The organism is Paenibacillus sp. PsM32 (assembly GCF_030433815.1).
Classification (GTDB): domain Bacteria; phylum Bacillota; class Bacilli; order Paenibacillales; family Paenibacillaceae; genus Saccharibacillus; species Saccharibacillus kyungheensis.
This window is the reverse complement of sequence record NZ_JARUWY010000016.1, coordinates 66,212-88,867: the sequence shown is the minus strand read 5'-3', so window position 1 is coordinate 88,867 and position 22,656 is coordinate 66,212. Positions and strand designations below refer to the sequence as shown.

The following is a 22,656-nucleotide window of genomic DNA, read 5'->3' as shown; positions in this document are numbered from 1 at the left end:
ATCTAAAACTGGCGAGAACCGAAGTTCTCTATTTGTAAAGGTCGGCTAAGACCTTTATTACTCACTCGTTGTTCAGTTTTCAAAGAACTTGCAGTATGTTGTTTCGCTGCGTTTGTGTTTTTTAGAACTCTTAGATCATATCATTTTCTAAGAATGTTTGTCAACTCTTTTTTTCAACATCATTTTTTCAGATCATGTTGTATTGCTTTGAGGCGACTTTAATAATTTAACACATAATTAATTAGTTGGCAAGCATTATTTACGATATATTATTATTTGAATTGGGATCGAATTTATTTTTAGTAAAATAGATTATTATTGCTTTATTCTATTATAATTACTTTTATATAGTGTATTTCAATTTTTGCTATTATCGTTTGTTTAGATATTCATTTGATTTGAAATCCATCGTCACTTTTTTACCGTATATTTTATAGACTGATTATGCGTTGATTACAACTATGACTAAAGGGGTGTACGGATGAATCGCTGGATTGCTTCTATTCAAAAAGGCTTTGGTAAAAAGCTTATTCGGTTGCATGCTTGGAATGCCTGGTTAGTTGCTCTTTTAGCTGTTACCGGGTTAGTACTTGTAGGTGGGTTTTGGCGAGAAATATTAGGTGAGGTTAGAGTGTGGGTACGCTGGCTTCATATTATTGGTGGACTGGCTTTATTAGTACCGGTTGTTTATTATCTGTTTCTCGCTGCTAAACATTGGAAGCGACTCTCTGATAAACCTGGGCAAAAGTTAAATGTGATTATTGTGATGGTGTTATTGGTAGGATGGATTGTATCCGGTATTTTGTTATGGCTACTTCGACAAGTAGGACCGGCTGTAGCCAACTCGGCTTTATTTATACATGATTTATTAACATGGGTTGGGCTTCCTTATATTATTTATCATTCTCTAACACGTACAGCATGGTTGAAAGATCCTAAAAAACGTACAATCAAGCAACCTGTAACTGTAGAAAAAACGATTACTGACAAAAGTGGAACTGTTGTAGCGACATCGTCACCTACTGCTCCTTCTCCCTTCTATACAAGACGGAACTTTTTACGCTCGGCGATTGGTGTCGGACTGGCTGTATCGATCGGGCCTACTTTTCTAAAATGGCTTGGAAGTTCGTTAACCAGTGGCGGTGGTGGAACATGGGAAGAAGTTGCTGCTAGCAATGGCAATAAAATGGTTCCTAATCCTACTCCACTAAAATCGTCTGCACCTCCTATCGGTGGTGGAGCGCAAGGTGAATTTCGAGTATATACGGTAACGCCTATTCCTACTTTTGATAATAGTAACTGGGATTTCAAAATAGATGGACTGGTAGATACACCTCAAACCTGGAACTGGGAACAATTTTTAAAATTAAAACGAGATGTGCAGGTGAGTGATTTCCATTGTGTTACTGGATGGTCTGTGTATAAGAATACATGGGAAGGTATTCCTTTAAGCGACTTTTTAAAAGCGGCTGGTGTTCAATCTTCTGCAACAACGGTCAAATTTTATTCTGGTGATAATGTATATACTGACTCTCTTACACTGGATCAAGCACAAATGAAAGATATTATTGTAGCTGTATTACATGATGGTAATATTATTCCTGCTGATCTGGGTGGTCCTGTACGCTTGGTTATTCCGCAGATGTATGCTTATAAGTCTGTGAAATGGCTCAACCGTATTGAATTGATTGCTGAAGATCATGTTGGGTATTGGGAACAACGTGGTTATGATAAAGATGCATGGTTACCCAAAGCTTAAATCTATCGTTGATGTAGAACAAAATAAAGCAGGGTGTTTCCTCTTGTCTCAAGAGCAACACCCTGCTTTTTTATTTAGATTAACTATCTCTTGAAAGTTCAATATCATCACTTTAGCTCTTTTATCTATTCTGTAAGCAATTGTTTTTTCAAAAGATGGAACGATATCGCTTGCGCTAGAGCAAAATGATAAAAGATTATCATCAAAGAAGTAGATCATTACGATTAGGTACAAAACGAATGAAAAGACTTTACACAAATAAAATGATCTTCATAAGATGTACTTTGCTTGTTGTACCTTTTATTTAAAAAGCATAGTTCATGTTATTAGTGTACATATTCAAGCGTTGTATAGTCGAGTAGTATATCTACTAATGATGCAAGCAACTTTATGAATCTTTTACAATTCTAATAATCGTTTTAGCTCTTCTTCGTCTTGAATAACTTCGATCCCTAACTCTTGAGCTTTGGTTAATTTGCTACCTGCTTTTTCACCAGCGATCACGATATCTGTCTTTTTGGATACACTACCTGTCACTTTGGCGCCTAGAGACTCTAGGCGAGCAGCGGCATCATCACGAGTCATCGTCTGTAATGTACCTGTAAGTACAACCGTTTTGCCTGCAAAATAAGAATCTGTATTGATAACAACAGGTTCAGCAGGAGATTGCGGTTGTACACCTCGGTCTAACATTTTCTGAATACTGGTCTGCATAAAAGGATCTGCAAAAAAAGCAACGATGCTTTCAGCTACAATATTGCCGATATCCGGTAATTCGACTAACTCTTCTACTGTTGCATTCATCACTTTGTGTAAATCACGATAATGCTCGGCCAACATACGAGTTGTAGATTTACCTGTATTCGGAATACCTAAAGCATATAAGAATGATGCTAAATCTCTTGTTTTACTTTCTTCGATAGCCTGCAATAGATTATTTGCTTTGCGCTCACCAAATCGTTCTAGTTCTACTAATTTCTCAAATTCTAAAGCATATAGATCTGCTGGTTCTTTAACTCCTAACTCACTATGCAACTGTTGAGCTGTCATCACGCTAAATGTCTCGATATCCATAGCATCTCTAGAAGCGAAATGTGTAATCTTAGCTATAATCTGTGGTGTGCACTCTAGTGTGTTGTTACAGAATAGATGTGCTCCACGTTGTTCTAATGGAAATCCACAAGCAGGGCATTTCTCTGGGAAAATGATTTCTTCTCCATCGCTTTCTTCAGTCACTTTACCAAGAATCTCTGGTATAACTTCATTCGAACGGCGAATAAAAACACGTGTTCCGATTGCATATTTTAAATTTTTGCGTTCAATGTCTCCAATATTGTTTAGTGTGCAATTTTGTACAGTCACACCTGCAAGTTCAACAGCTTCTACACGAGCTAATGGTGTGATTTTACCTGTACGACCTACATTCCAAGACACCGATTCTAAAATCGTGCTCGTTTCTTCTGCTTCGAATTTGTAAGCAATTGCCCAACGCGGGAATTTATCAGTATATCCCAGTACTTCGCGGGTACGCATATCTGTAATTTTGACCACAGCACCATCGATTAAGTAATCTAATCCTGTACGTTGTGCCTGAATATCTTCTAATTGAGCAATCACATCATCAAAATTCTCAAAGTAAAAAATATACGGATTGACCTTGAAATGATTGTCTTTAAGAAATTGCATCATCTCTTGATGACTTTCAAATGTAATACCGTCCATGTATCCTATGTTATAAAAGAAAGCACTTAAACGACGAGTAGCTGTTACTTTAGGATTCAAATTACGCAAAGCACCCGCAGCAGCATTACGTGCATTTTTGAGTTTGTCTTTATCTGTAGCATTTTCATTATAAGCTGCTAATACAGATAGATTCATAATGCCTTCGCCTTGCACTTCAATTTTGCCTTCTTTGAAAGGAATAGATAGAGGAATCGAACGAATCGTTTTGACTTGTTCTAAAATTCCTTCTCCTGTTACTCCATTACCTCGGGTTGCCGCTTGAATTAAATTCCCATTTTCATAGGTGAGATTAAGTGTTAATCCATCGAACTTGAGTTCAATCGCATAAGAGGGTTCTGGCAGTGGTTGATCAGGATTTTTGGTATTATAATCAGCAATTAATTTACGAGCACGCGTATGCCAACTTGCTAGCTTTTCTAAATTTTGAGCTTTGTCTAGACTCCATAATGGAGAAAGATGGCGATGAGGTAAAAATCCTTTTAACAATTCTCCACCTACACGCTGAGTAGGCGAATCAGGTAATACGATTCCACTGACTTCTTCCAATTGGATTAGTCGATCATATAGAACATCATATTCTTTATCATCGACTAGAGGTTCATCTAACGTATAGTAATGGTAGCTGTACTTATTAAGCTCTGTAATTAATTGTTCCATTTCATGCATCGGATCCATGTGTAGTATTCCCTCCCGGATTCAATAAGATAAACTATTGCTTTGATCCAAACTGTAATGCTGCTTATCGTTAGCATTTTGTCGCATATGATTATTATTTTCAATGAAAAAACAGAACCGAACAGTAAGTAATTCGGTTCTGTTTTGAACATACAACTTTTACTCATCAAGTGATAACAAGAACTTTCTTGCTTGCACGATCAGATTCTTTATTCTACTTTAGTAATCGGAGCAAACCCTGCTAATAAGCGTTTGAGTCCTGTCGGTGCAGGGAAAGCAATTTGTAATTCCATATCATTGCCTGTACCTTTGACTGCTACAATCGTTCCGATGCCCCATTTACCATGAGAGACTTTATCCCCTGCTTGGAAGCTATCTGATCCTCCACCAGCAGCTACAGGCTTAGGTGTAGCTCCTGTCGTTACCGTTACTCTTGCATTGGTAGATCCTGGTACTGCACGTGCAGAAGATCCACTGCCAAAAGCAGCCGTATTTTCACGTTTGCCACCAAAGCTACTTGTACTTCCTCCAAAGCTACGATTACCTGATCCATAACTGCTAGTGCCACGACCTGCCCCACCACGACGATAGTTAGGCGCTACTGCTGTATCTTCTTTGAACTCTTCTGGAATTTCTTCTAAAAAGCGTGAAGGTGGATTCGCTGTAGTTCGTCCAAACAACGTACGCATCTGTGCACAAGATAAAAATAGATTTTTCTCTGCACGTGTAATCCCTACATAAGCTAAGCGGCGCTCTTCTTCCAATTCTTCATTGTCTTGAAAAGCTCGACTATGCGGGAACACGCCTTCTTCCATACCAATAATAAATACAGTTGGAAATTCCAAACCTTTGGCACTATGCATCGTCATCAATACAACTGCATCGTCATCTTCTTCAGGTTCATCGCCTACAGTATCGATATCAGCAATTAACGCTAGATCCGTCAAAAATGAAATCAATGAACGATCTTCATTATTTTTCTCAAATTCCATCGTTACAGATAAAAACTCTTCTATATTTTCTAAACGAGCTTTGGATTCAAGAGTATTCTCCCGTTGTAATTCTACCCGATATTCAGATAACTCTAAAATCTTTTCGGTTAATTCAGTAACTGATAAATACTCTACCATTTGATGCAGTGAAGCAATCATATCGTAAAATTCAACCAACATATTGCGTGTACGACCTGCAAAACCTAGATCATCTACTATTTCTAATACTTTGAAAATAGACACGCCTTTTTCCGCCGCTGCTACTGCCAATTTGGCTACAGTCGTATCACCAATACCACGCTTAGGCACATTGATAATTCGAGTCAAACTGATATCATCATCTGGATTCGAAAGCAAACGTAAATACCCGAGCAAGTCTTTGATCTCTTTACGATCATAGAACTTGATACCGCCCACGATTTGGTAAGGAATATCTGATTTGATCAAAATTTCCTCAATAACCCGTGACTGCGCATTGGTACGATACAATATTGCATGATTACGATAAGGCTGTCCTGTTTTTACACTTTTATGAATCTCAGAAGTCACAAAGTATCCTTCATCATGCTCAGAATCCGCACGATACACTTTGATTTTGGCTCCGCCTTCTTTGTCTGTCCACAGCTTTTTCGGTTTGCGACCTGTATTGTTGCCAATCACTTCATTCGCTGCACTCAGTATATTGGAAGTCGAACGATAATTTTGCTCCAAAAGAATTGTTTTCGCTTCTGGATAATCTTCTTCAAAATTCAAGATATTACTGATATCTGCTCCACGCCAGCGATAGATCGATTGATCACTATCTCCAACTACACAGATATTGTGATGAGCTTCTGCCAACATTTTACAAAGCATATATTGTGCTTTATTCGTATCTTGATACTCATCGACATGAATATAGCGGAATTTTTTCTGATAAAATTCTAAAACTTCAGGAACTTCGTTAAACAATTGGATGGTCTTCATAATCAGATCATCAAAGTCTAATGAGTTATTAGCACGTAGACGTTGTTGATATTTGGTGTAGACTTTGGCTACAATACCTTCGAAATAGTCACCGATCTTTTGCTCGTATTGAGCCGGGGAAACCAATTCATTTTTAGCAGTACCCATCATTCCTTGCACTGCTTTGGGTTCGAACTTTTTGGTATCGATGTTTAAGTCTTTCATACAAGAACGAATAACAGATAATTGGTCAGATGAATCTAAAATAGAAAAGTTGGAAGTAAATCCGATACGTTCAATATCTTTACGCAGTATACGTACACACATAGAGTGAAAAGTAGATACCCAAATCTCACGACCTGCTGGCCCTACCAGACGGGAAACACGTTCTTGCATCTCGCGTGCTGCTTTATTGGTAAATGTAATCGCAAGAACGCCCCACGGTGCTGATTTGCGTGCATCAATAATATGCGCGATACGATGTGTCAGTACGCGCGTCTTACCACTACCTGCTCCTGCCATAATGAGTAGCGGTCCATCTGTGGCGAGCGCGGCTTCTTTTTGTCTAGGATTCAATCGATTGATTGCCTCCTGTATATTTACAGTATTCATAGGGAAGTCATGCTCCTTTCTTAATAGAAAAATGATAGTTGAAAATCATCTATGATCAAGTTAGGATACTTCTCGTTATCTGGAGATAACTTGTACAGTATCTAATGCGGCTTGCAGATTTTCATAAATTATATTGCCGACGACAATGGTATCACATACTTGCTTGGCTTGACGAGCAGAATGATAATCTCTAATTCCCCCGCCATAAAATAATTGCGCTTGATGAGTTGATCGGCGAATCTCACCTGTTAGTTCCATATCTCCAAAACGTCCACTATATTCTATATAAATAATAGGGAGATGAAACAAACGGTCACCGGCTTGAGCATAAGCGACTGCCCGATCAAGATCGATTTCTGTTAATGCTTCGGTACGCTGAGCGACTGTAGAATCCGCATTCAGTACGATATAACCTTCAGGAACAAGTTTGTCCCAGGGCATCAAATGGCTATACTGTTCGATAGCAGAGACATGCTGTCCTATCATCCACTGACTATCATTGGTATTCAATATCAATGGAATCATGTATAGATCGAATCCAGGTACAACCATTTCCAAATCGGATACTTCAAGAACACAAGGAATATCATATAGGCTGATACGTTTGATTAGATCTGCTGTATTGTTGTAGGTTACGCCTGATGATCCACCTACCATAATCGCATCTGTCCCAGAACTACATACTTTTGCTAATACATCGTCCGAAATCGTTCGATCCGGGTCCAGTTTAAATACATGTTGCCATGTTTTGATTTGTTCTCTCAACCTTCATTCCTCCGTCTTCGGACAACCTTCAAATTAAGTCTATGATAGCCGATGCAAAGTGTCAATTTTTGTTCGCATTTTAGGGGAACAAATTTATGTTTTGCCTTATTACTCCTTAAAAAAAGAAAAGTACCCTGCTCCTACATCCGAGGAACAGAATACTTTTTAGTTATATTTAGTGATGAAATGTTTAGCATTGCCTAACTTTTAATAAGCATTTTTATTTACAAATCCATTATGGATCGTTTTGAAAATGATTTTGATATCAAATAATAATGACCAATTTTCGATATAAAAAATATCGTGATTGATACGATCTTCAATAGACGTGTCTCCACGCAAACCATTGCTTTGTGCCCAACCCGTAATTCCAGGCCGTACATGGTGCTTAATCATATATTTTGGAATCTCATCGCGGAACTGTTCTACAAAATAAGGACGTTCAGGGCGAGGTCCCACTACACTCATATCTCCAAATAATACATTAAAAAATTGAGGTAGTTCATCTAAACTGGTTTTACGTATAAAAGCTCCGAACTTGGTTTTACGTGGATCATCGGCTGTCGTCCAACCTGTATCGACCTGTCCTTCAGGAATAATACGCATCGAACGGAATTTGTACATCGTAAAGTTACGACGATTGAGTCCTACACGTTCCTGCTTAAAGATCACAGATCCTGGAGATGTCATCCGCACGCCAATCGCTACAATAATCATAATAGGAGATGTAATAATAATAGCTATTAATGCAAATACAATATCAAATAATCGTTTGAACATCCGATTCGCAGCGATATCTAGTGGAATATCTCGTACATTAATCATTGGCATTCCCGCAAAGTTATCAAAGTATGGACGAGCTGGCAAATAATCAAAGAAATCCGGGATAATTAATGTTCGTACACCGGCTTTTTCACATTCTGCAATAATACTTGGATATTTATGATGTGCATCTAGCGGTAACGCCAAAATCACTTCATCAATCATCATCGTATGCAGAATATCGCCAAGCTTATCAATTTTGCCTAAAATAGGTTTGTATTTATTAGGTTCCTGTTCATTGTCTTCTAAATAATCATCTAAAAAACCAACAATTTCATAACCCATCTCAGGATACTGGTCTAAATTATTGCAAAAACGTTTCCCCAGTGAACCTGCACCAAGAATCAAAACAAACTGCTTATTAAATCCACGTTGTCTCGCACGTTTCAATCCTTTTTTGATCACATACCGATAAGCCATAATAAGCATCAGCGTAAGAATCACATAAATAAACAAATACGAACGAGAGATATTTACTTCTTTCACAAAAAATAAAGCACCTAATAAAACAAAAATACTGACAAGATGAGTTTGGAAAATTTTCATCAATTCATCTGCAAAACGTTTTTTACGCTTTGGTGAATAAAGTGTACTCATCCCACCAATTAAGATCGCTATACCACCATATACTAGACTCCATAGCGCATACGTCTCAATCGGTAGTGCTCCAAATTCGATCGGTGTATCATAAGCAAACCAACCACTTTCAAACTTCACAAACCAGGCAAGTAAAAAGGAGAACTGAATGACCATAAAATCAGCTAAAATATACAAACGAGTTAAAAAGCGTTGATTTTTACGAATCATGTTTAAGCTCTCCTTTCTGCTGTTGTAACCGATTTGGCAGGTAATAATTTATTTTTAAGTAGGGATAACATTAATTTGACTCCAATTCCGGTAAAGACAATACTATTGGTAACAAACGAATATTTTTGACGATAATGTTTGCGGTGAAATAACCACATTGCCCGGTGGAACTCATAAATGATTTTAAATGGTTTACGACGACTGCTAGCACCTTTGTAATGCACAATTTGTGTATCTCCACGATAATGGATCTCCCAGCCTGCTTCTTTGATCCGGTAGCACCAGTCAATATCTTCTCCATACATAAAAAACTCTTCGTCCAGTCCGCCAATCTGCTCAATAACTTCACGCCGAACTAACATAAATGCACCTACTAATGAATCAATCGGATACGACTCGTCTGGGTTCAAATAACCTAACTGGTAGCCATTAAAGCGTGGATTGTCTGGAAACCATTTGGAAAATCCAAAAGCGTAATAAAAAGAGGCGGACGGTGTAGGAAACCCACGCTTACATGCTTTATCCAGTGATCCATCTGGCAACACAATTTTACAACCCGACGCTCCTGCTTGAGGGTGAGCATCCATAAAAGACACCATCGTCTCTAAAGTATCTGACTGAACGATGGTGTCGGAATTAAGTAGTAGTATATATCGTCCTTGCGCAATCTTTATTGCTTGATTGTTGCCTTTGGCAAATCCGACATTATCTTTATTTGCAATAAAAGTAATGTCTGGATAAGTCGATGGGATCACTGTAGCTGAACCGTCGCTAGAAGCATTGTCCACTGCAATAATCTCATAAGCATATTGAGTACGTGATTGATATACAGACTCAATACAATCAAGTGTAAGCTGACAAGTATTATAATTTAAAATTAAAATGCTAACGTCCATGGTAACGCTCCTGACTAAAATATAAATCTACTGGCATTATAGCATATCTATATATTAAAAAGATAAATCCGCTCAGATTCCATTATTCTTCTTAGATATAACCTACTAAAATTAAAAAGCGGAATAATAGTTGCTCCATTAAAGATTGTCTATACAATTTCGATTTTCTTAAATATCCTATCCGACTAATTATATTTTTTCGAGGTTCAATAAATAAATCTAGTTGAACAAGCATTTCTGGATCAACAATGTCGTTACTATAAAGACGTTTGAATTCCTTAGCTTGTTGCACTAACAGATTTTTATTACCTTTATGTTTTAAAAAACTGTTCCATTTCTTTTTTATTTTTTGCAAAATAGTCCATTCACCGCCAACGGCATTTCCTCCATGTTGACGATAATAAATAGATGGCGTATGTTCAAAATGAAATTTCCCAAAACAAGATACAACTAAATAGGCCCACCAGTCATGCATCTGAATATCAGATATATTTACATTCTTTTTCATTAACAATTGTAAAGTAGCGCGATTAAAAGTTACGGTTGCTCCAACAGCAATATTTTGAATCAGAGCATTGTAAAAAGAAGGTTTTAAGTGTGGCATTCCTGGCCATATAGCAGTTGGATTTAAATCACCGTCTGTAAGCTGAGTATCTGTACATACCATAGCTGGAATATTTTTTTCAAAAGGGTTATGCCGGATTTTATTATTTGCATGAGAATCCAAAATTAAGTTATTTTCTTTTTCCATTTCAGATAATAATTGCACTGAACGTTGAGCTTTATGAGGCATCCATACATCATCTTGATCACAAAAACAAAAATAATCAGCTGATAAGTCTGCATGTTGCATAAGCGTCCAAAAACTAGGAACTACACCTATATTCTTTCCTTGGATAAGATGAATTCTTCCCGGATGATCTTGTTGATATTGCTTGATGATTAAAAGAGTGTTATCACTAGATCCATCATCACGAATTAAAATTTGAATCGGTTGATAAGGTTGAGATAATATACTATTTAGCTGTTCTGAAATATATTTTTCTCCATTGTATGTAGAAAGTAATACTTGCAATAAACCTTGTTCACTCATTATTTTACCTCATTTATTTATAAAAATAATAATTCTTATTTCCAATATATCAAATTAAACTAATCAATAATAATCTATTTCATAGTATATCGCAAAAGTACATCTCAAATTTATATCCTAACCTATTTAAAATGCAATATTGCTTTACATCTTTTAAGTAGTATATAAAAAGCTGAATACTGACCTTATAAAAGATCAAATCCAGCTTTTTATATACATATTTAGTTTGAGTTACTTAGCATCTGAAATTCATATAGAAAAGCATTTAACCCTTCTTGCCAAGAACGAATATCTGTAAATCCATTAGTTCGTATCGATAAATGCTCCATCACCGAATTAGCAGGTCTTGGAGCAGGTCTTGGAAATTCACTCGTTGCACATGGTTCCAGTACAGCTTGTATATCTACATCTAAAATATCAGTAGCCTGTCTGAATATTTCTTGTGTAAATTCATACCAGGTGCATGAGTCACTATTAGAAGCATGATAAACACCGTATTTTTCTGTCACCATCAATTCTGTCAAAAACTCTGCTAAGTCTACTGTATAGGTTGGCGAACCTTTTTGATCATGTACCACTTTAAGTTGCGGTTTTTCCTGACCTAACTTCAGCATGGTTTTCACAAAGTTGTTACCATGAAGTCCGTATACCCAGGAAGTACGCACAATAAAGTATCGAGAAGATAAAGATTGAATCAATACTTCACCAGCACGTTTGGATTTACCATAAATACTTTGAGGATCTGTATTGTCATACTCATGATACGGTTGTACACCTTGTCCATCAAATACATAATCTGTACTAATATAGATCACTTTCGCTTGTACAGATTCTGCTGCTACAGCAATATTACGTGTTCCTACAGCATTGACTAGATAAGCTCCATCGATATCAGTTTCAGCTGCATCGACCGCTGTATACGCCGCACAATGAATAATCACTTCGGGTTGAAAAGAAGTGATTACTTGCTGGCATTGCTCTAGATTTGTAATATCTAATGTCTGACGATCGCAGCCAAATACTTCATGACCTTTCGCTTGGATGACTTTGACTGTATCTACTCCAAGCTGGCCGGAAGCACCTGTAACTAATACTTTCATTGATTAGCTCCTAGACGATCTCCATATTGCTGTTGGTAATATTCTTGGTAAGCTCCTGAAGCAATACGAGTCCACCAGTCTTTGTTATCCAAGTACCATTGAATCGTTTCTTTAATTCCTGTTTCGAAATTATGCTTAGGCTTCCATCCAAGTTCATTCATGATCTTCGTAGGGTCAATACCATAACGACGATCATGACCTAAACGATCTTCTACATACTTGATCAAAGATTCTGGCTTACCTAGCTGTTCCAAAATTGTTTTAACGATATGGATATTGGTACGTTCATTGTTACCACCAATATTATAAACTTCACCGTTTTTACCTTCATGAATAACTAGATCGATCGCGCTACAATGGTCTTCTACATACAACCAATCACGGATATTGAGTCCATCACCATATACAGGTAAAGCTTCATCAGCCAAAGAACGAGAAATAATCAACGGGATTAATTTCTCTGGAAATTGGAACGGCCCATAATTGTTAGAACAACGTGTAATATTAACAGGCAAACCAAAAGTCTCATGGTAAGCACGTACTAACAAATCTCCGCCTGCTTTACTAGCAGAATACGGACTATTCGGTGTAATCGGAGTCTCTTCGGTAAACAGCCCTGTTTCGCCTAAAGAACCGTATACTTCATCTGTAGATACTTGTACAAATTTTGTAATGTTATACTTTTTAGCAACATCCAGAAGTACTTGAGTACCAACCACGTTTGTTTTCACAAAAATCTCTGGCTCCAAAATACTACGGTCTACATGCGATTCTGCTGCAAAGTTAACAATCACATCTACACCATCTGCAACCAAGCGATCCATTGTAGCTGTATCTGCAATGTCTGCTTTTACAAAGGTATGATTAGGATTGCCTTCGATCGCTTTTAAATTTTCTAAATTCCCTGCATACGTAAGAGCATCTACATTGATAATCTGGTATTCGGGATGTTCACGTAACATATATAGAACAAAATTACTGCCAATAAAACCGGCTCCGCCAGTAACAAGCAATTTCATAATTTGCCTCCTGTAAGAATCCCATTTAGATTCTAACTATTTTATTTAGTGTGCTCACCTAGTAAAGAGTGAATTATTAAAAGTTAAGTTCTGCGTCTTTTAATAAAGGATGACGTGTATCTTTGTCAGATAATACTGGACTCGATACAGGCCAATCGATATTTAGAGATGGATCATCCCAAGCAATACCGCGATCATGCTCAGGCGAGTAATACTCATCTACTTTATAAATAACTTGAGTATTTGCTGCTAACGTACAGAAGCCATGTGCAAACCCTTGTGGAACTAACAATTGACGTTTATTCGCATCACTTAAAATAAATCCTTGCCATTGTCCAAATGTAGGTGAATCTTTACGAATATCCACAATCACATCATAAATCGAACCAGATATGACACGAATCAATTTGGTTTGTGCTTTAGGATTTAATTGGTAGTGCATTCCTCTCAGTACTCCAGGTTCAGCAGAAAGGGAATGATTGTCCTGAATAAAATTATGTTTGATTCCATTTTCGTGCATTAATTTCTCATTATAACTTTCCATAAAAAATCCACGATGGTCGCCATGAACAACAGGTTCGATGAGCTTGGCACCCTCTAATGTTAAAGATGTGACTTTCATGATGATCCTCCTTACAGTTTGAGCTTACCGAACTCTTCGCCAAATACGATTTCTTGTGCTAGTTCATTTGCTTTTGCAAGCGATGCGTGCGTACCCGCGTCTGTCCACCAACCTGTAAGAATATCAAATGTTAGCTCACCACGTTCAATATAAGCATTGTTTACATCTGTAATTTCTAATTCACCACGGTCAGATGGTTTTAGTGTTTTAACAATATCAAATACATTGTTATCAAACATATAAATACCTGTTACAGCGAAATCGCTTTTAGGTGCTTTTGGTTTTTCTTCGATCGAAATAATCCGTTCGCCGTCCATTTCAGCTACACCATAACGCTGTGGATCATGAACCTGTTGTAGCAACAATTTAGCACCTTGTTTTTGCTCACGGAAATTTTGTACAAATGGAGCAATATCATCAGCAAATACGTTATCGCCTAGAATAACAACCATTTGATCATCCGCTACAAAGTGTTCTGCTAGATCCAAAGCTTGTGCAATACCACCTGCTTCATCCTGCACTTTGTATGTAAATGTAACACCCATATCGCTACCGCTACCTAGTAAGTTAACTACATCACCCATATGGTCTTTACCTGTAACGATTAAGATATCTGTAATATCAGCTTGTTTCAATTTATATACAGAATGAAAAATCATTGGATATTTACCGACAGGTAAAAGATGCTTGTTCGTTACTTTCGTTAATGGGTAAAGGCGTGAACCTGTACCTCCTGCTAAAATAATACCTTTCATTGAAAACCCTCCTAATTATTTATAACTTTGATCGGGATCGTATTTTTTAAACGCTAATCCTAATAGTATCTTAATAAGCAGTAAATTTCCGCGAAGCGGGCTGATCTTTGTTGGAACTTTCCCAAGCGGATAAGATCGCTTAACAGGAATTTCAATAACTCGATAACCTAACCGTGGAGCTTGTACAGATAAGTAAGCGAGCAGTTCATATGTTTCAAATACATCTCTAAATGGCTGCAAACGCTCATCTTGTAAAAATCGAATAGAGTGAGCACGAAAACCATTTGTTGTATCAGTATAATGAAAGCCCGACAATAGTGAGATAAACGGAGCATGAATTATTTTAATTGCCAATTTCCTTACAAAAGGTGTATTGATCTCCATACCTCCAGGCACGTATCGTGAACCCTGCACAAAGTCATATCCCTCTTCTAACTTTTCAACAAAAAACGAAAGAGATTCTACACTATCTTTATTGTTACCATCTACAGTAATTATGCCTTCATATCCTTCAGATAAAGCATAAGAAAAACCTATTCTTAGCTGTGCACTTAATTTACCTTTATCCTTTTTTGTCAATAAAGAACGAACATTCATCTCTCTCAGAAAAGATTCATCTAAAGAACCATCTGTACTACCACCATCGAGAATAATAATATCCAATTGTCCGCGCAATGAAGAAGGGATTCGTTTCAACTGCTTTTGAATCTTTTCCCCCTCGTTAATGACTGGGATACATAAGCAATATTGGCGTTCTTTTTTGAAAAATTCCTGAATTTCGTATTTAGGGATTTGCCAATTAGCTTGATTTTGTATCATTATCTTTAAACTCTCCGCTCTATTTATAGATTTGAGTTACGAATTCAAGCGATTTTCGAACGCTCTGCGAATTAGATTCTGATAGTCCATTCTTCATTTCAATCGATACCCAGTTGCTGTATTGGTTCTTTACCAATGCAGCAACAATAGCATGATGATTCGTATGCTCGGATCCTATCAAATTCAAAAAAGGTTCACTAATATGAAAATGCGCTAAATGAGGAATCGCACGCTGAATGACCTGTACGTAGTTTTCTCCATTCATGGTCATGACTGCTGCATCCAGATGTAATTGAAACCCTTTATGATTAACAATCTCTAGCAGCTCAATGGCTTCATCAGTATTGGTTACAAAGTCACAACCATACTCTTTTGCATTAGGCTCAATACAAAATAAAACATTATGCTTCATTGCATGCTCACCGAGTTCATAGAAAAATGGAGCTGCTATCTGAATCTGTTCTTGTTTAGAAAGTTTACCAGCTAATCGATTTTTAGGTGAGCCAAATACTAATTTTTTTGTTCCCAGTACTCCAGCAAGTTCAATAATGACAAAAAGATATTGTTTAAGTGCTTCTCGAGCCACCTCATCTTGAAACAAAACCAAATCTGCTCTTCCGAATAAAAGTGATTGCATAGCAACCAGCTCAAGCCCATGTTCAAACCAGCTTTGCTTGCAAGCCAAAGCTTCTTCTACCTTATATTGAGTAGGGTCCTGCCAGATTTTCGTTGGGGCAATTTCAAGTCCTTTTACACCAAACTGTTTTAACCAACCTATAACTGTAGATTCATCTTCTGGATTCCAAGCAATATTCGAGATAGCTAACTTCATTGCAAACCGCTTCTCTGCGAAACAATAAATCCAGCAATTTCGTCCAGAATTTGTTGTTTACTTTTAAAATATCCCTGTTGTCCATGAAATACTACTGCATAATCACTTAGCATATTGTAAGAAACAGGCGGTTTTTCAGTTATATTATCAAAATCCATTTGCAATGCTTGCTTAGCAATTTCAGAAGCTGTAATAGGAGCTGCTGTAAAATTAACAAGTTTCAATCCTTGTTGTTTAGCTGTCTGTAAATCTTCCCACAGATCCGCCATATTATAAAATTGGAAGCTGCTATCTTTATGAGTAAGATCGAAACGATTGTCATGGATCAGATCATAAATAAAGTTTTTCTTCAATCCTTCTCCAAATAAACCAGGCAAACGAACAATCAAATGTTTTTCAAATTGTTGTTTTACAAACTGCTCTAAGTAAAAACGATGACGCCCATAAGGATCGGTTGTATCGGGATTGATCGCTGTTGCTTCACTCACATCATACGGTTGCTGATACACATCCACTGTTGAAATCAAAACAAAGTAATTCGTTTTAACCTGCTTCAGATGATCCATCAACATCTTTAAATTATTCAAATCTTGTTCAGGCTCTTGATTAGCTTTCCATTTTACTGCTGGTGCTGCTGCACAAACGATATAATTATATTCTTTCCCACAAATATGCGAAATATTTTGGGAATTATATAGGTCGTCAAATGTTGTTTGTGTAAGTAGTGTACTACCAACAAATCCTGTGTAGCCTAGCAATGCGCTCTTTCCCATAATAACCTCCCGTATCTATACCTGCATGTTACTATCATAAATCAAGACTATACATTAGGCTCATTTTTTCTTTTCTCTTTGTACATCTCAACTGAAGATGCACTATAAAAAGGACGGTTCTGCGTTTCGATTAAAATTCTGGAAATATACTCGCCCAGAATACCTGTAATAAAAAACATACCTGCAAATCCTAAAGAGATAAGAATCATCAATGTCGTCCAGCCTTGAACTACATATTTATTAAAAAAGTAATTGTATAAAGCATATCCACCCATGAAAACAGAAAACACGAAAAACGCAATTGATAGATAGTGAGAAAGCTTTAAACCTGCATTAGAAAATGATACAAGCGCATCTATCGCAAGCGATAAATTTTCACCATTCATCTTTTTAGAACTTGCTGCTTTGCTTGGCTGATACGTAATGACTGTCTTAGAAAAACCTGTGAATTCATACAATGCTTTACGATACCGTACTTTTTCTTTCAAATTCAACATTGCATTTAACGCTCTTCGAGTGACAAGACGTACGCTTTCCGTCGATAAAGACAAATTCAAGTAAGACATACTATTCAATAATTTATAGAACAATCTGGACTTCCACTCCGTTTTTCCAGTCGTTGCAGCTACAATATCATAGCCTTTTCCTGTTGCAGTCGTATACATTTCGTATAGCAATTGGAATGGATAATTCACTTCTGCTGACTCTACTTCAAACACAAAATCACCAATCGATTTATTGATGCCAGCCAACATAGCTGATTCAACCCCGTGCTTTCTAGACAAATTAATAATAGTAGTGTCTCCATGTAATAATGTAATCGAATCGCGCATTTTTGCGAGCGTTTCATCACTACTATCATCATTCACTAAGATAAGCTCATAATGTTTGAAATGGTTATTGATGACCTGATCAATATTTATAAGTGCATCCTTAATTGTATTCTCGTTATTATGGACATACATAACAACCGAGACAAAAACCGGCTCCTTCACAGCACTTCCTCCAAATCGTATATCGTGTTAAACTTTCCAGAAAAAACAGAAATAAACATCGGATTTGTCGAATTTTCTTTAATAACCGTTGGACGAGAATCATCTAATTCAGAGGCACTTACTAACGCTTTGACTGCATAAAGCGATTTTTGGTAAGTCACCTGAATCTCGGGAATTAGATATTTTTTCGCCAATTGATTCATTCGAACCCATGCTGTATGCGGTCTGGCAAAACAGTTATTACAATTCATAAGCTGTGATGGAGTACAGTCCAAATTGAACTGTTGACATGAGAACTGCGGAAGTTCGTTTACAGAATCTTCATGGGGAGTATGTCCCACAGAAGTTAATGAGTGATATCCACTATCGCCAAATGGCATAAGTGAGAAAAAGGGACCATCCATCACCGTAATGCCCACATTTTGAACATTACTAGAAACATGAGTCATGATTACTTCACAGATTTCATATTTTGTTCTGAACAATTCCATTTTAAACTTAGAAAGGATTTGATTAATACTGGCATAAGTTGCATTCAACACTTTAGGAGATGTCAATACTGAATCGTCTTTAAAATACATATAAAACAAATCATCTTGTACTGCTGTACGTTGCAACTGTTTCTCATAAAAAATCGTAACATTTTTAAACTCAGACAATTTGTCTACATACCAATTACGAATAACATTCGCATCATACGTATATTCCAAACTTTCAAAAGTAGCCTCAACCATACCTTGATTAAAATACTTCCTGCTGCTAATTTCAGAAGCTGGAATGTCTACATATTCACAAAATTTCAAAAATTGTTCTGCATTCGTTAATGAATCATGTGCAGAAATGGCATACACTTTGAGAAACCTATCATTAATAGCAAATGAGAAGTCTTTCACAAAGCGCTCATAATAATGAGCAGACTTTTCAGCTGTCGAAACACTTCTAGGATAATGATAACCATTATGGACACGAGCCTGGTTAATAAAGCTGGCTCTCTGCAAAGGAGCTGCATCAAACTCAACTACAGCTAAATTTATACCTTTTTTAGCTAAAGTATGAGCTGCATATAAACCGTAAATGCCAGCGCCAAATATAACATAATCAAACTCCAAAATCTTCGGCCCTCCTAATTTTCTTTCAGATTTAAAACAATAAAAATACAGAAAAATTGAATATATCACTCTGGAATTTAATCTAAGCTTTGAAATTTACCATCTTTCGGTAAATAATAACCTAACTTAAAGAGTACTAGATTACCCTTTGTAGAAAATTGGATGTCTTTTATTTGTCCATTCCACCATTTATAATCGGTACTTAATCTCACTGCGTACAAATGGGTCCCTTCTGATATATCAAAAGAAAATTGTCCCATTAGAACTTTATCTTTTTTATTAAGATTAATATACGCTTTTTGGGGAGTCTCGCTACTAGCTTGAATAATCAAATAAAGAGGCTGTTTAAATATTTTCGTATTGTGCACTGGTATATCTATATTGTTACCTTGTTTAGGTTTGATTAGTTGCGGTAAATGGCTATAAACATTTTCTTTATCTAGCTCAGCCCACAATTGAGGAATAAGTCCCAACTCTCTAAACCAAATATCTTCTTGCGTGCTAATAACTTCAACTCCACGTGCGACTTCTATATTTTCTAATTCGATTTGATTTGTATCAATGTCAATTCTCACATCAGAAGGTATTTTGCTGAATTCAACTTGGATGCTTGATGATGCGCCTTCTTTAAGATCAAACTGTTGAGCGTTCTCCTCAGTAAATTCCTGATCCTCACCAAATTTATAATAAATTCTTATACTTCCAGTAGTTGAGTTTTTATAACTTAATTTTAATGTAACATTAGAATCCGATTTATTAGCGATTTGTTGTCTCCATGATGATTGATTTAAAACATCTGTAATATTGGGGTCATCTCCACTTTTTTGGAACGTTACGCCACTAGCATCACGATTAACTATGCGGAGATTATGAAGATTTTCTTGTTTTAACTCTAGCGAATTTATTGGTTTAGAATATAAAATTTCTTTTAGTACATGGTTTGTTTTTAATATTTCAAAAAAGTAGTTTTTGTCATCTTTTAAAACATATATATCAAAACTTTCTAAATGGATAAAAGGGACATAATTTTCATATACATATTCTGATAATTTGTAATATTTATAATCTATAGCTAGTCCATCAATTGTACTTCTTTCCTGACCCCATCTTGGTATTAAAGCATATTTCACCTTTTTAGTTTTCAGTTCCTCTAAAGCTAAATCCTGTGATCGATCTCCATTTAAAATCAAAGGAGATTGGTTTGCATAGATAGGGTTCTCGCGTCCAACCAATGCATAAAAATAATTTGATGAAGAAAAATCGAAATACGTTTCGTCTGGTTTCAATGTCAAATCTAAGATTTCTTTTAATAGGCTAGCGTCTTTCGGCATAGTACCAGTAACCCTCGTGTGATTAAAATGGTTATTATCATTATATTGTTGTTCGTAGTTTTGAGATTGTAATGATCTACTCATAAATGAAGCATCTGCACTAAAGCTTGAGACATTGATATTTATAACAACTGCCAATAGTATCGACATTCCCAAAAAGTTACGAAGTCTATTGTGATTACGACTTTTTAATGCTATAAAACTTAACAAAATGTACGAAAAAGTACTAAGAGTTGGTGCTAAGCTACCTTCCAATAAAGAATGTCTAACAATTCCTCTTGATAAATTGAAGTAATAGAATCCACAGAAAAATACTATATACACCATTAGATTGTTATTTAAATTAAAATTATTATTAATAAGAGAATGTTTTTCACTGTTCCGTTGGTAAAACAAAAAAGTGACTACAATATACAAAGAAATTAAAAGTACAATTATGGGTGCTATATAATATCCAATTGCATAAGCTATAGTTGTTGAATCACCATTATTATTGTAAGCCCAATTTTGATTTGATTGAACTAAACTTAGGATTTCTACTAATCTTGTAATAGGATTAATACTTTTAAACAAACATAAAACTACAAAGATCAAGCCTACACCAGTAGCTGCTAAAGCACCTTTCGCTATAAAGATAAAGATTTTTTTGTATTCCTTCCTCATCAAAAATATAAGAATACATGCTAAAACGCCGCCGCCAGTAGCAGCAACTCCAAAATCTAACCTATATAAACAAATTAAGACTACAACAACCCAGAACTTAGTATCTACTTTAATTCCAGACTTAAAAATTCTAATGATCAGCAAAGGTATTAAACCAGCTAATAGAAACGCTTCATTAAACAAACTATCAAGTAAAGGAAAAACTAATAAGAAAAAGAAAGAATTAATTTTTCCAATCATATTTTTTAATAAAAAATAAAGGATGAGCATATATATTATTTTTATATACGGATTGTATAGAAAAGCCGCCCATGGTTCATAACCGTTGAATATAGAGTATACGTAAGCAAATAATTGACTAGCCAACATGTGAGCATCAAAAGTTTCTACCAGGGGGATTTTACCAAACCTGAATAAGTGGTCAACCGATAATCCATGATTAGCCATTTCAAAAAACTCATTTGCTACAGGAGCTTTTTTATATGGTTGCGTAAGCATAAATGAGAATCCAGCTAAAATAATTGGGAGAAAAAAATTGATATTTATTTTTTGGAATCTCATTATTCTATTATTTAATATTGATGTTTTCAAAACCCACACAAAAAAAGTAATTGAGAATAACATCACAATCGTATATCCAATTTTGGGTTCATAAAAAACCAAGTTCCATCTAACATTGATTGTGTTATTTACTTCTAATAATAGCGATTGAATTATGGGAGAAAATAAGATAGGCATTGCTGCTACAATCATTTGTTTCTCTTTCACTTCTAATGTATTAATTTGAGGGGTTACTTCATTCATCAACCGTTTTTGACTCCAAAAAATAATGAATACAGCAACAATGAACCATATTACAATAAATAATACAACAGAACTGTTAATACCTAATTTTAAAATAAGATCCCATTGAGAAATCTCTTTGAAGATTACAGCATCTCTAAATATAGACCAAAAATATAAGCCTACTGGTATAGATAAACACATACTATACACATTCAAATAAATCAAACGTTCTTTCAAGAAGCTAGTTTTATCATTTATAGATATACAAAATAAAAGTAGAACTCCTGCGAGTATATATACTGCAAAATCTAAACCTTCAGTAAGGAAATTAGCTCCAACGGAAGCAATTCCTATTAAACTTACATTGTTAAGAAAGTTAAAATGCTCTTTTGTAAGCAGCAGCATCTTATTTGAACATAAACGAAATAGCAATAGAAATACAAATAAAAATACGATTACAAACCCAAAGACAACTAAGTAATACAAGTCAATTCTTTTCTTAATATCTACATTACTAGCTGAAGCCATAGACATCACATGATTTGAAAAATCTGTTAATGGGGGAGAATAACTCAAAATATATTCTAATACCAGCATACCTAGTAGCAGTGAAAAAAAGCAACTCATGATCACTAGATTTATAGTAAGCTGTTTATGATTTTTCAGTTTTTGTCCAATTTTGTTAGCGATTTGCATTGAAAATTAACCTCACTCCACATTTAATATTCTGCGTAAATGGCATT

General features: G+C 35.9%; 17 protein-coding genes. 1 reads left to right on the top strand and 16 read right to left on the bottom strand.

Annotated elements, in window-relative coordinates; all coding sequences use genetic code 11:
- Positions 1-481: 481 nt before the first annotated feature.
- Positions 482-1,759, top strand: a complete 1,278-nt coding sequence (locus QCD85_RS21525) for a molybdopterin-dependent oxidoreductase (RefSeq protein WP_301263867.1) — start codon at positions 482-484, stop codon at positions 1,757-1,759.
- A 399-nt stretch (positions 1,760-2,158) separates the two neighbouring features.
- On the opposite strand, the gene ligA is transcribed toward QCD85_RS21525, so the two are convergent.
- From ligA to QCD85_RS21445, 16 genes are all read right to left on the bottom strand, one after another.
- A complete protein-coding gene (gene ligA / locus QCD85_RS21520) occupies positions 2,159-4,177 on the bottom strand; it encodes an NAD-dependent DNA ligase LigA (protein ID WP_301263866.1) in 2,019 nt (672 codons plus the stop codon).
- Between the two features lie 209 nt (positions 4,178-4,386).
- Positions 4,387-6,726: a DNA helicase PcrA gene (pcrA, locus tag QCD85_RS21515; RefSeq protein ID WP_301263865.1), complete on the bottom strand. Its 2,340-nt coding sequence runs from the start codon at positions 6,724-6,726 to the stop codon at positions 4,387-4,389.
- Between the two features lie 75 nt (positions 6,727-6,801).
- Complete coding sequence (locus QCD85_RS21510) at positions 6,802-7,491, bottom strand: heptaprenylglyceryl phosphate synthase (RefSeq protein WP_274171818.1); 690 nt, start codon at positions 7,489-7,491, stop codon at positions 6,802-6,804.
- A 207-nt stretch (positions 7,492-7,698) separates the two neighbouring features.
- Positions 7,699-9,120, bottom strand: a complete 1,422-nt coding sequence (locus tag QCD85_RS21505) for an undecaprenyl-phosphate glucose phosphotransferase (protein WP_301263864.1) — start codon at positions 9,118-9,120, stop codon at positions 7,699-7,701.
- A 2-nt stretch (positions 9,121-9,122) separates the two neighbouring features.
- A complete protein-coding gene (locus QCD85_RS21500; RefSeq protein ID WP_301263863.1) occupies positions 9,123-10,016 on the bottom strand; it encodes a glycosyltransferase family 2 protein in 894 nt (297 codons plus the stop codon).
- 91 nt (positions 10,017-10,107) lie between these two features.
- Positions 10,108-11,109 (bottom strand): glycosyltransferase family 2 protein, encoded by a 1,002-nt coding sequence (locus QCD85_RS21495; RefSeq protein ID WP_301263862.1) that lies wholly within the window; start codon positions 11,107-11,109, stop codon positions 10,108-10,110.
- 221 nt (positions 11,110-11,330) lie between these two features.
- Positions 11,331-12,209, bottom strand: coding sequence for a dTDP-4-dehydrorhamnose reductase (rfbD, locus tag QCD85_RS21490; RefSeq protein ID WP_301263861.1), 879 nt, complete (start codon positions 12,207-12,209; stop codon positions 11,331-11,333).
- On the bottom strand, positions 12,206-13,228 hold the full coding sequence (gene rfbB / locus QCD85_RS21485) for a dTDP-glucose 4,6-dehydratase (RefSeq protein ID WP_301263860.1): 1,023 nt from the start codon (positions 13,226-13,228) through the stop codon (positions 12,206-12,208). Before rfbB ends, rfbD begins: the two co-directional genes overlap by 4 nt.
- A gap of 76 nt (positions 13,229-13,304) precedes the next feature.
- The gene (rfbC, locus tag QCD85_RS21480; RefSeq protein WP_301263859.1) at positions 13,305-13,850 is read right to left on the bottom strand and encodes a dTDP-4-dehydrorhamnose 3,5-epimerase; all 546 of its coding nucleotides are present in this window, start codon (positions 13,848-13,850) and stop codon (positions 13,305-13,307) included.
- Between the two features lie 11 nt (positions 13,851-13,861).
- Complete coding sequence (locus QCD85_RS21475) at positions 13,862-14,605, bottom strand: sugar phosphate nucleotidyltransferase (protein WP_204827228.1); 744 nt, start codon at positions 14,603-14,605, stop codon at positions 13,862-13,864.
- Positions 14,606-14,620: 15 nt separating this feature from the next.
- Positions 14,621-15,424, bottom strand: a complete 804-nt coding sequence (locus QCD85_RS21470; RefSeq protein WP_301263858.1) for a glycosyltransferase family 2 protein — start codon at positions 15,422-15,424, stop codon at positions 14,621-14,623.
- Between the two features lie 19 nt (positions 15,425-15,443).
- Positions 15,444-16,256, bottom strand: a complete 813-nt coding sequence (locus QCD85_RS21465; protein WP_301263857.1) for a sugar phosphate isomerase/epimerase family protein — start codon at positions 16,254-16,256, stop codon at positions 15,444-15,446.
- A complete protein-coding gene (locus tag QCD85_RS21460) occupies positions 16,253-17,029 on the bottom strand; it encodes an NAD-dependent epimerase/dehydratase family protein (RefSeq protein WP_301263856.1) in 777 nt (258 codons plus the stop codon). The genes QCD85_RS21465 and QCD85_RS21460 overlap by 4 nt, the downstream gene beginning before the upstream one ends.
- A gap of 47 nt (positions 17,030-17,076) precedes the next feature.
- On the bottom strand, positions 17,077-18,024 hold the full coding sequence (locus tag QCD85_RS21455) for a glycosyltransferase (RefSeq protein WP_301263855.1): 948 nt from the start codon (positions 18,022-18,024) through the stop codon (positions 17,077-17,079).
- On the bottom strand, positions 18,021-19,133 hold the full coding sequence (locus QCD85_RS21450; RefSeq protein ID WP_301263854.1) for an FAD-dependent oxidoreductase: 1,113 nt from the start codon (positions 19,131-19,133) through the stop codon (positions 18,021-18,023). The genes QCD85_RS21455 and QCD85_RS21450 overlap by 4 nt, the downstream gene beginning before the upstream one ends.
- Positions 19,134-19,210: 77 nt before the next feature.
- Positions 19,211-22,609 carry a hypothetical protein gene (locus tag QCD85_RS21445; protein WP_301263853.1) on the bottom strand — a complete coding sequence of 1,133 codons (3,399 nt, stop codon included), beginning with the start codon at positions 22,607-22,609 and terminating at the stop codon, positions 19,211-19,213.
- Between the last annotated feature and the right edge of the window lie 47 nt (positions 22,610-22,656).

What these genes read in the sequence shown, in the direction of transcription:
- QCD85_RS21475 (WP_204827228.1), bottom strand. Translation starts at nt 14,605, where the DNA reads ATGAAAGGTATTATTTTAGCAGGAGGTACAGGTTCACGCCTTTACCCA.
- QCD85_RS21465 (WP_301263857.1), bottom strand. Translation starts at nt 16,256, where the DNA reads ATGAAGTTAGCTATCTCGAATATTGCTTGGAATCCAGAAGATGAATCT.
- QCD85_RS21445 (WP_301263853.1), bottom strand. Translation starts at nt 22,609, where the DNA reads ATGCAAATCGCTAACAAAATTGGACAAAAACTGAAAAATCATAAACAG.
- QCD85_RS21495 (WP_301263862.1), bottom strand. Translation starts at nt 11,109, where the DNA reads ATGAGTGAACAAGGTTTATTGCAAGTATTACTTTCTACATACAATGGA.
- rfbC (WP_301263859.1), bottom strand. Translation starts at nt 13,850, where the DNA reads ATGAAAGTCACATCTTTAACATTAGAGGGTGCCAAGCTCATCGAACCT.
- QCD85_RS21525 (WP_301263867.1), top strand. Translation starts at nt 482, where the DNA reads ATGAATCGCTGGATTGCTTCTATTCAAAAAGGCTTTGGTAAAAAGCTT.
- QCD85_RS21460 (WP_301263856.1), bottom strand. Translation starts at nt 17,029, where the DNA reads ATGGGAAAGAGCGCATTGCTAGGCTACACAGGATTTGTTGGTAGTACA.
- QCD85_RS21505 (WP_301263864.1), bottom strand. Translation starts at nt 9,120, where the DNA reads ATGATTCGTAAAAATCAACGCTTTTTAACTCGTTTGTATATTTTAGCT.
- QCD85_RS21470 (WP_301263858.1), bottom strand. Translation starts at nt 15,424, where the DNA reads ATGATACAAAATCAAGCTAATTGGCAAATCCCTAAATACGAAATTCAG.
- rfbB (WP_301263860.1), bottom strand. Translation starts at nt 13,228, where the DNA reads ATGAAATTGCTTGTTACTGGCGGAGCCGGTTTTATTGGCAGTAATTTT.
- rfbD (WP_301263861.1), bottom strand. Translation starts at nt 12,209, where the DNA reads ATGAAAGTATTAGTTACAGGTGCTTCCGGCCAGCTTGGAGTAGATACA.
- pcrA (WP_301263865.1), bottom strand. Translation starts at nt 6,726, where the DNA reads ATGAATACTGTAAATATACAGGAGGCAATCAATCGATTGAATCCTAGA.
- QCD85_RS21500 (WP_301263863.1), bottom strand. Translation starts at nt 10,016, where the DNA reads ATGGACGTTAGCATTTTAATTTTAAATTATAATACTTGTCAGCTTACA.
- ligA (WP_301263866.1), bottom strand. Translation starts at nt 4,177, where the DNA reads ATGGATCCGATGCATGAAATGGAACAATTAATTACAGAGCTTAATAAG.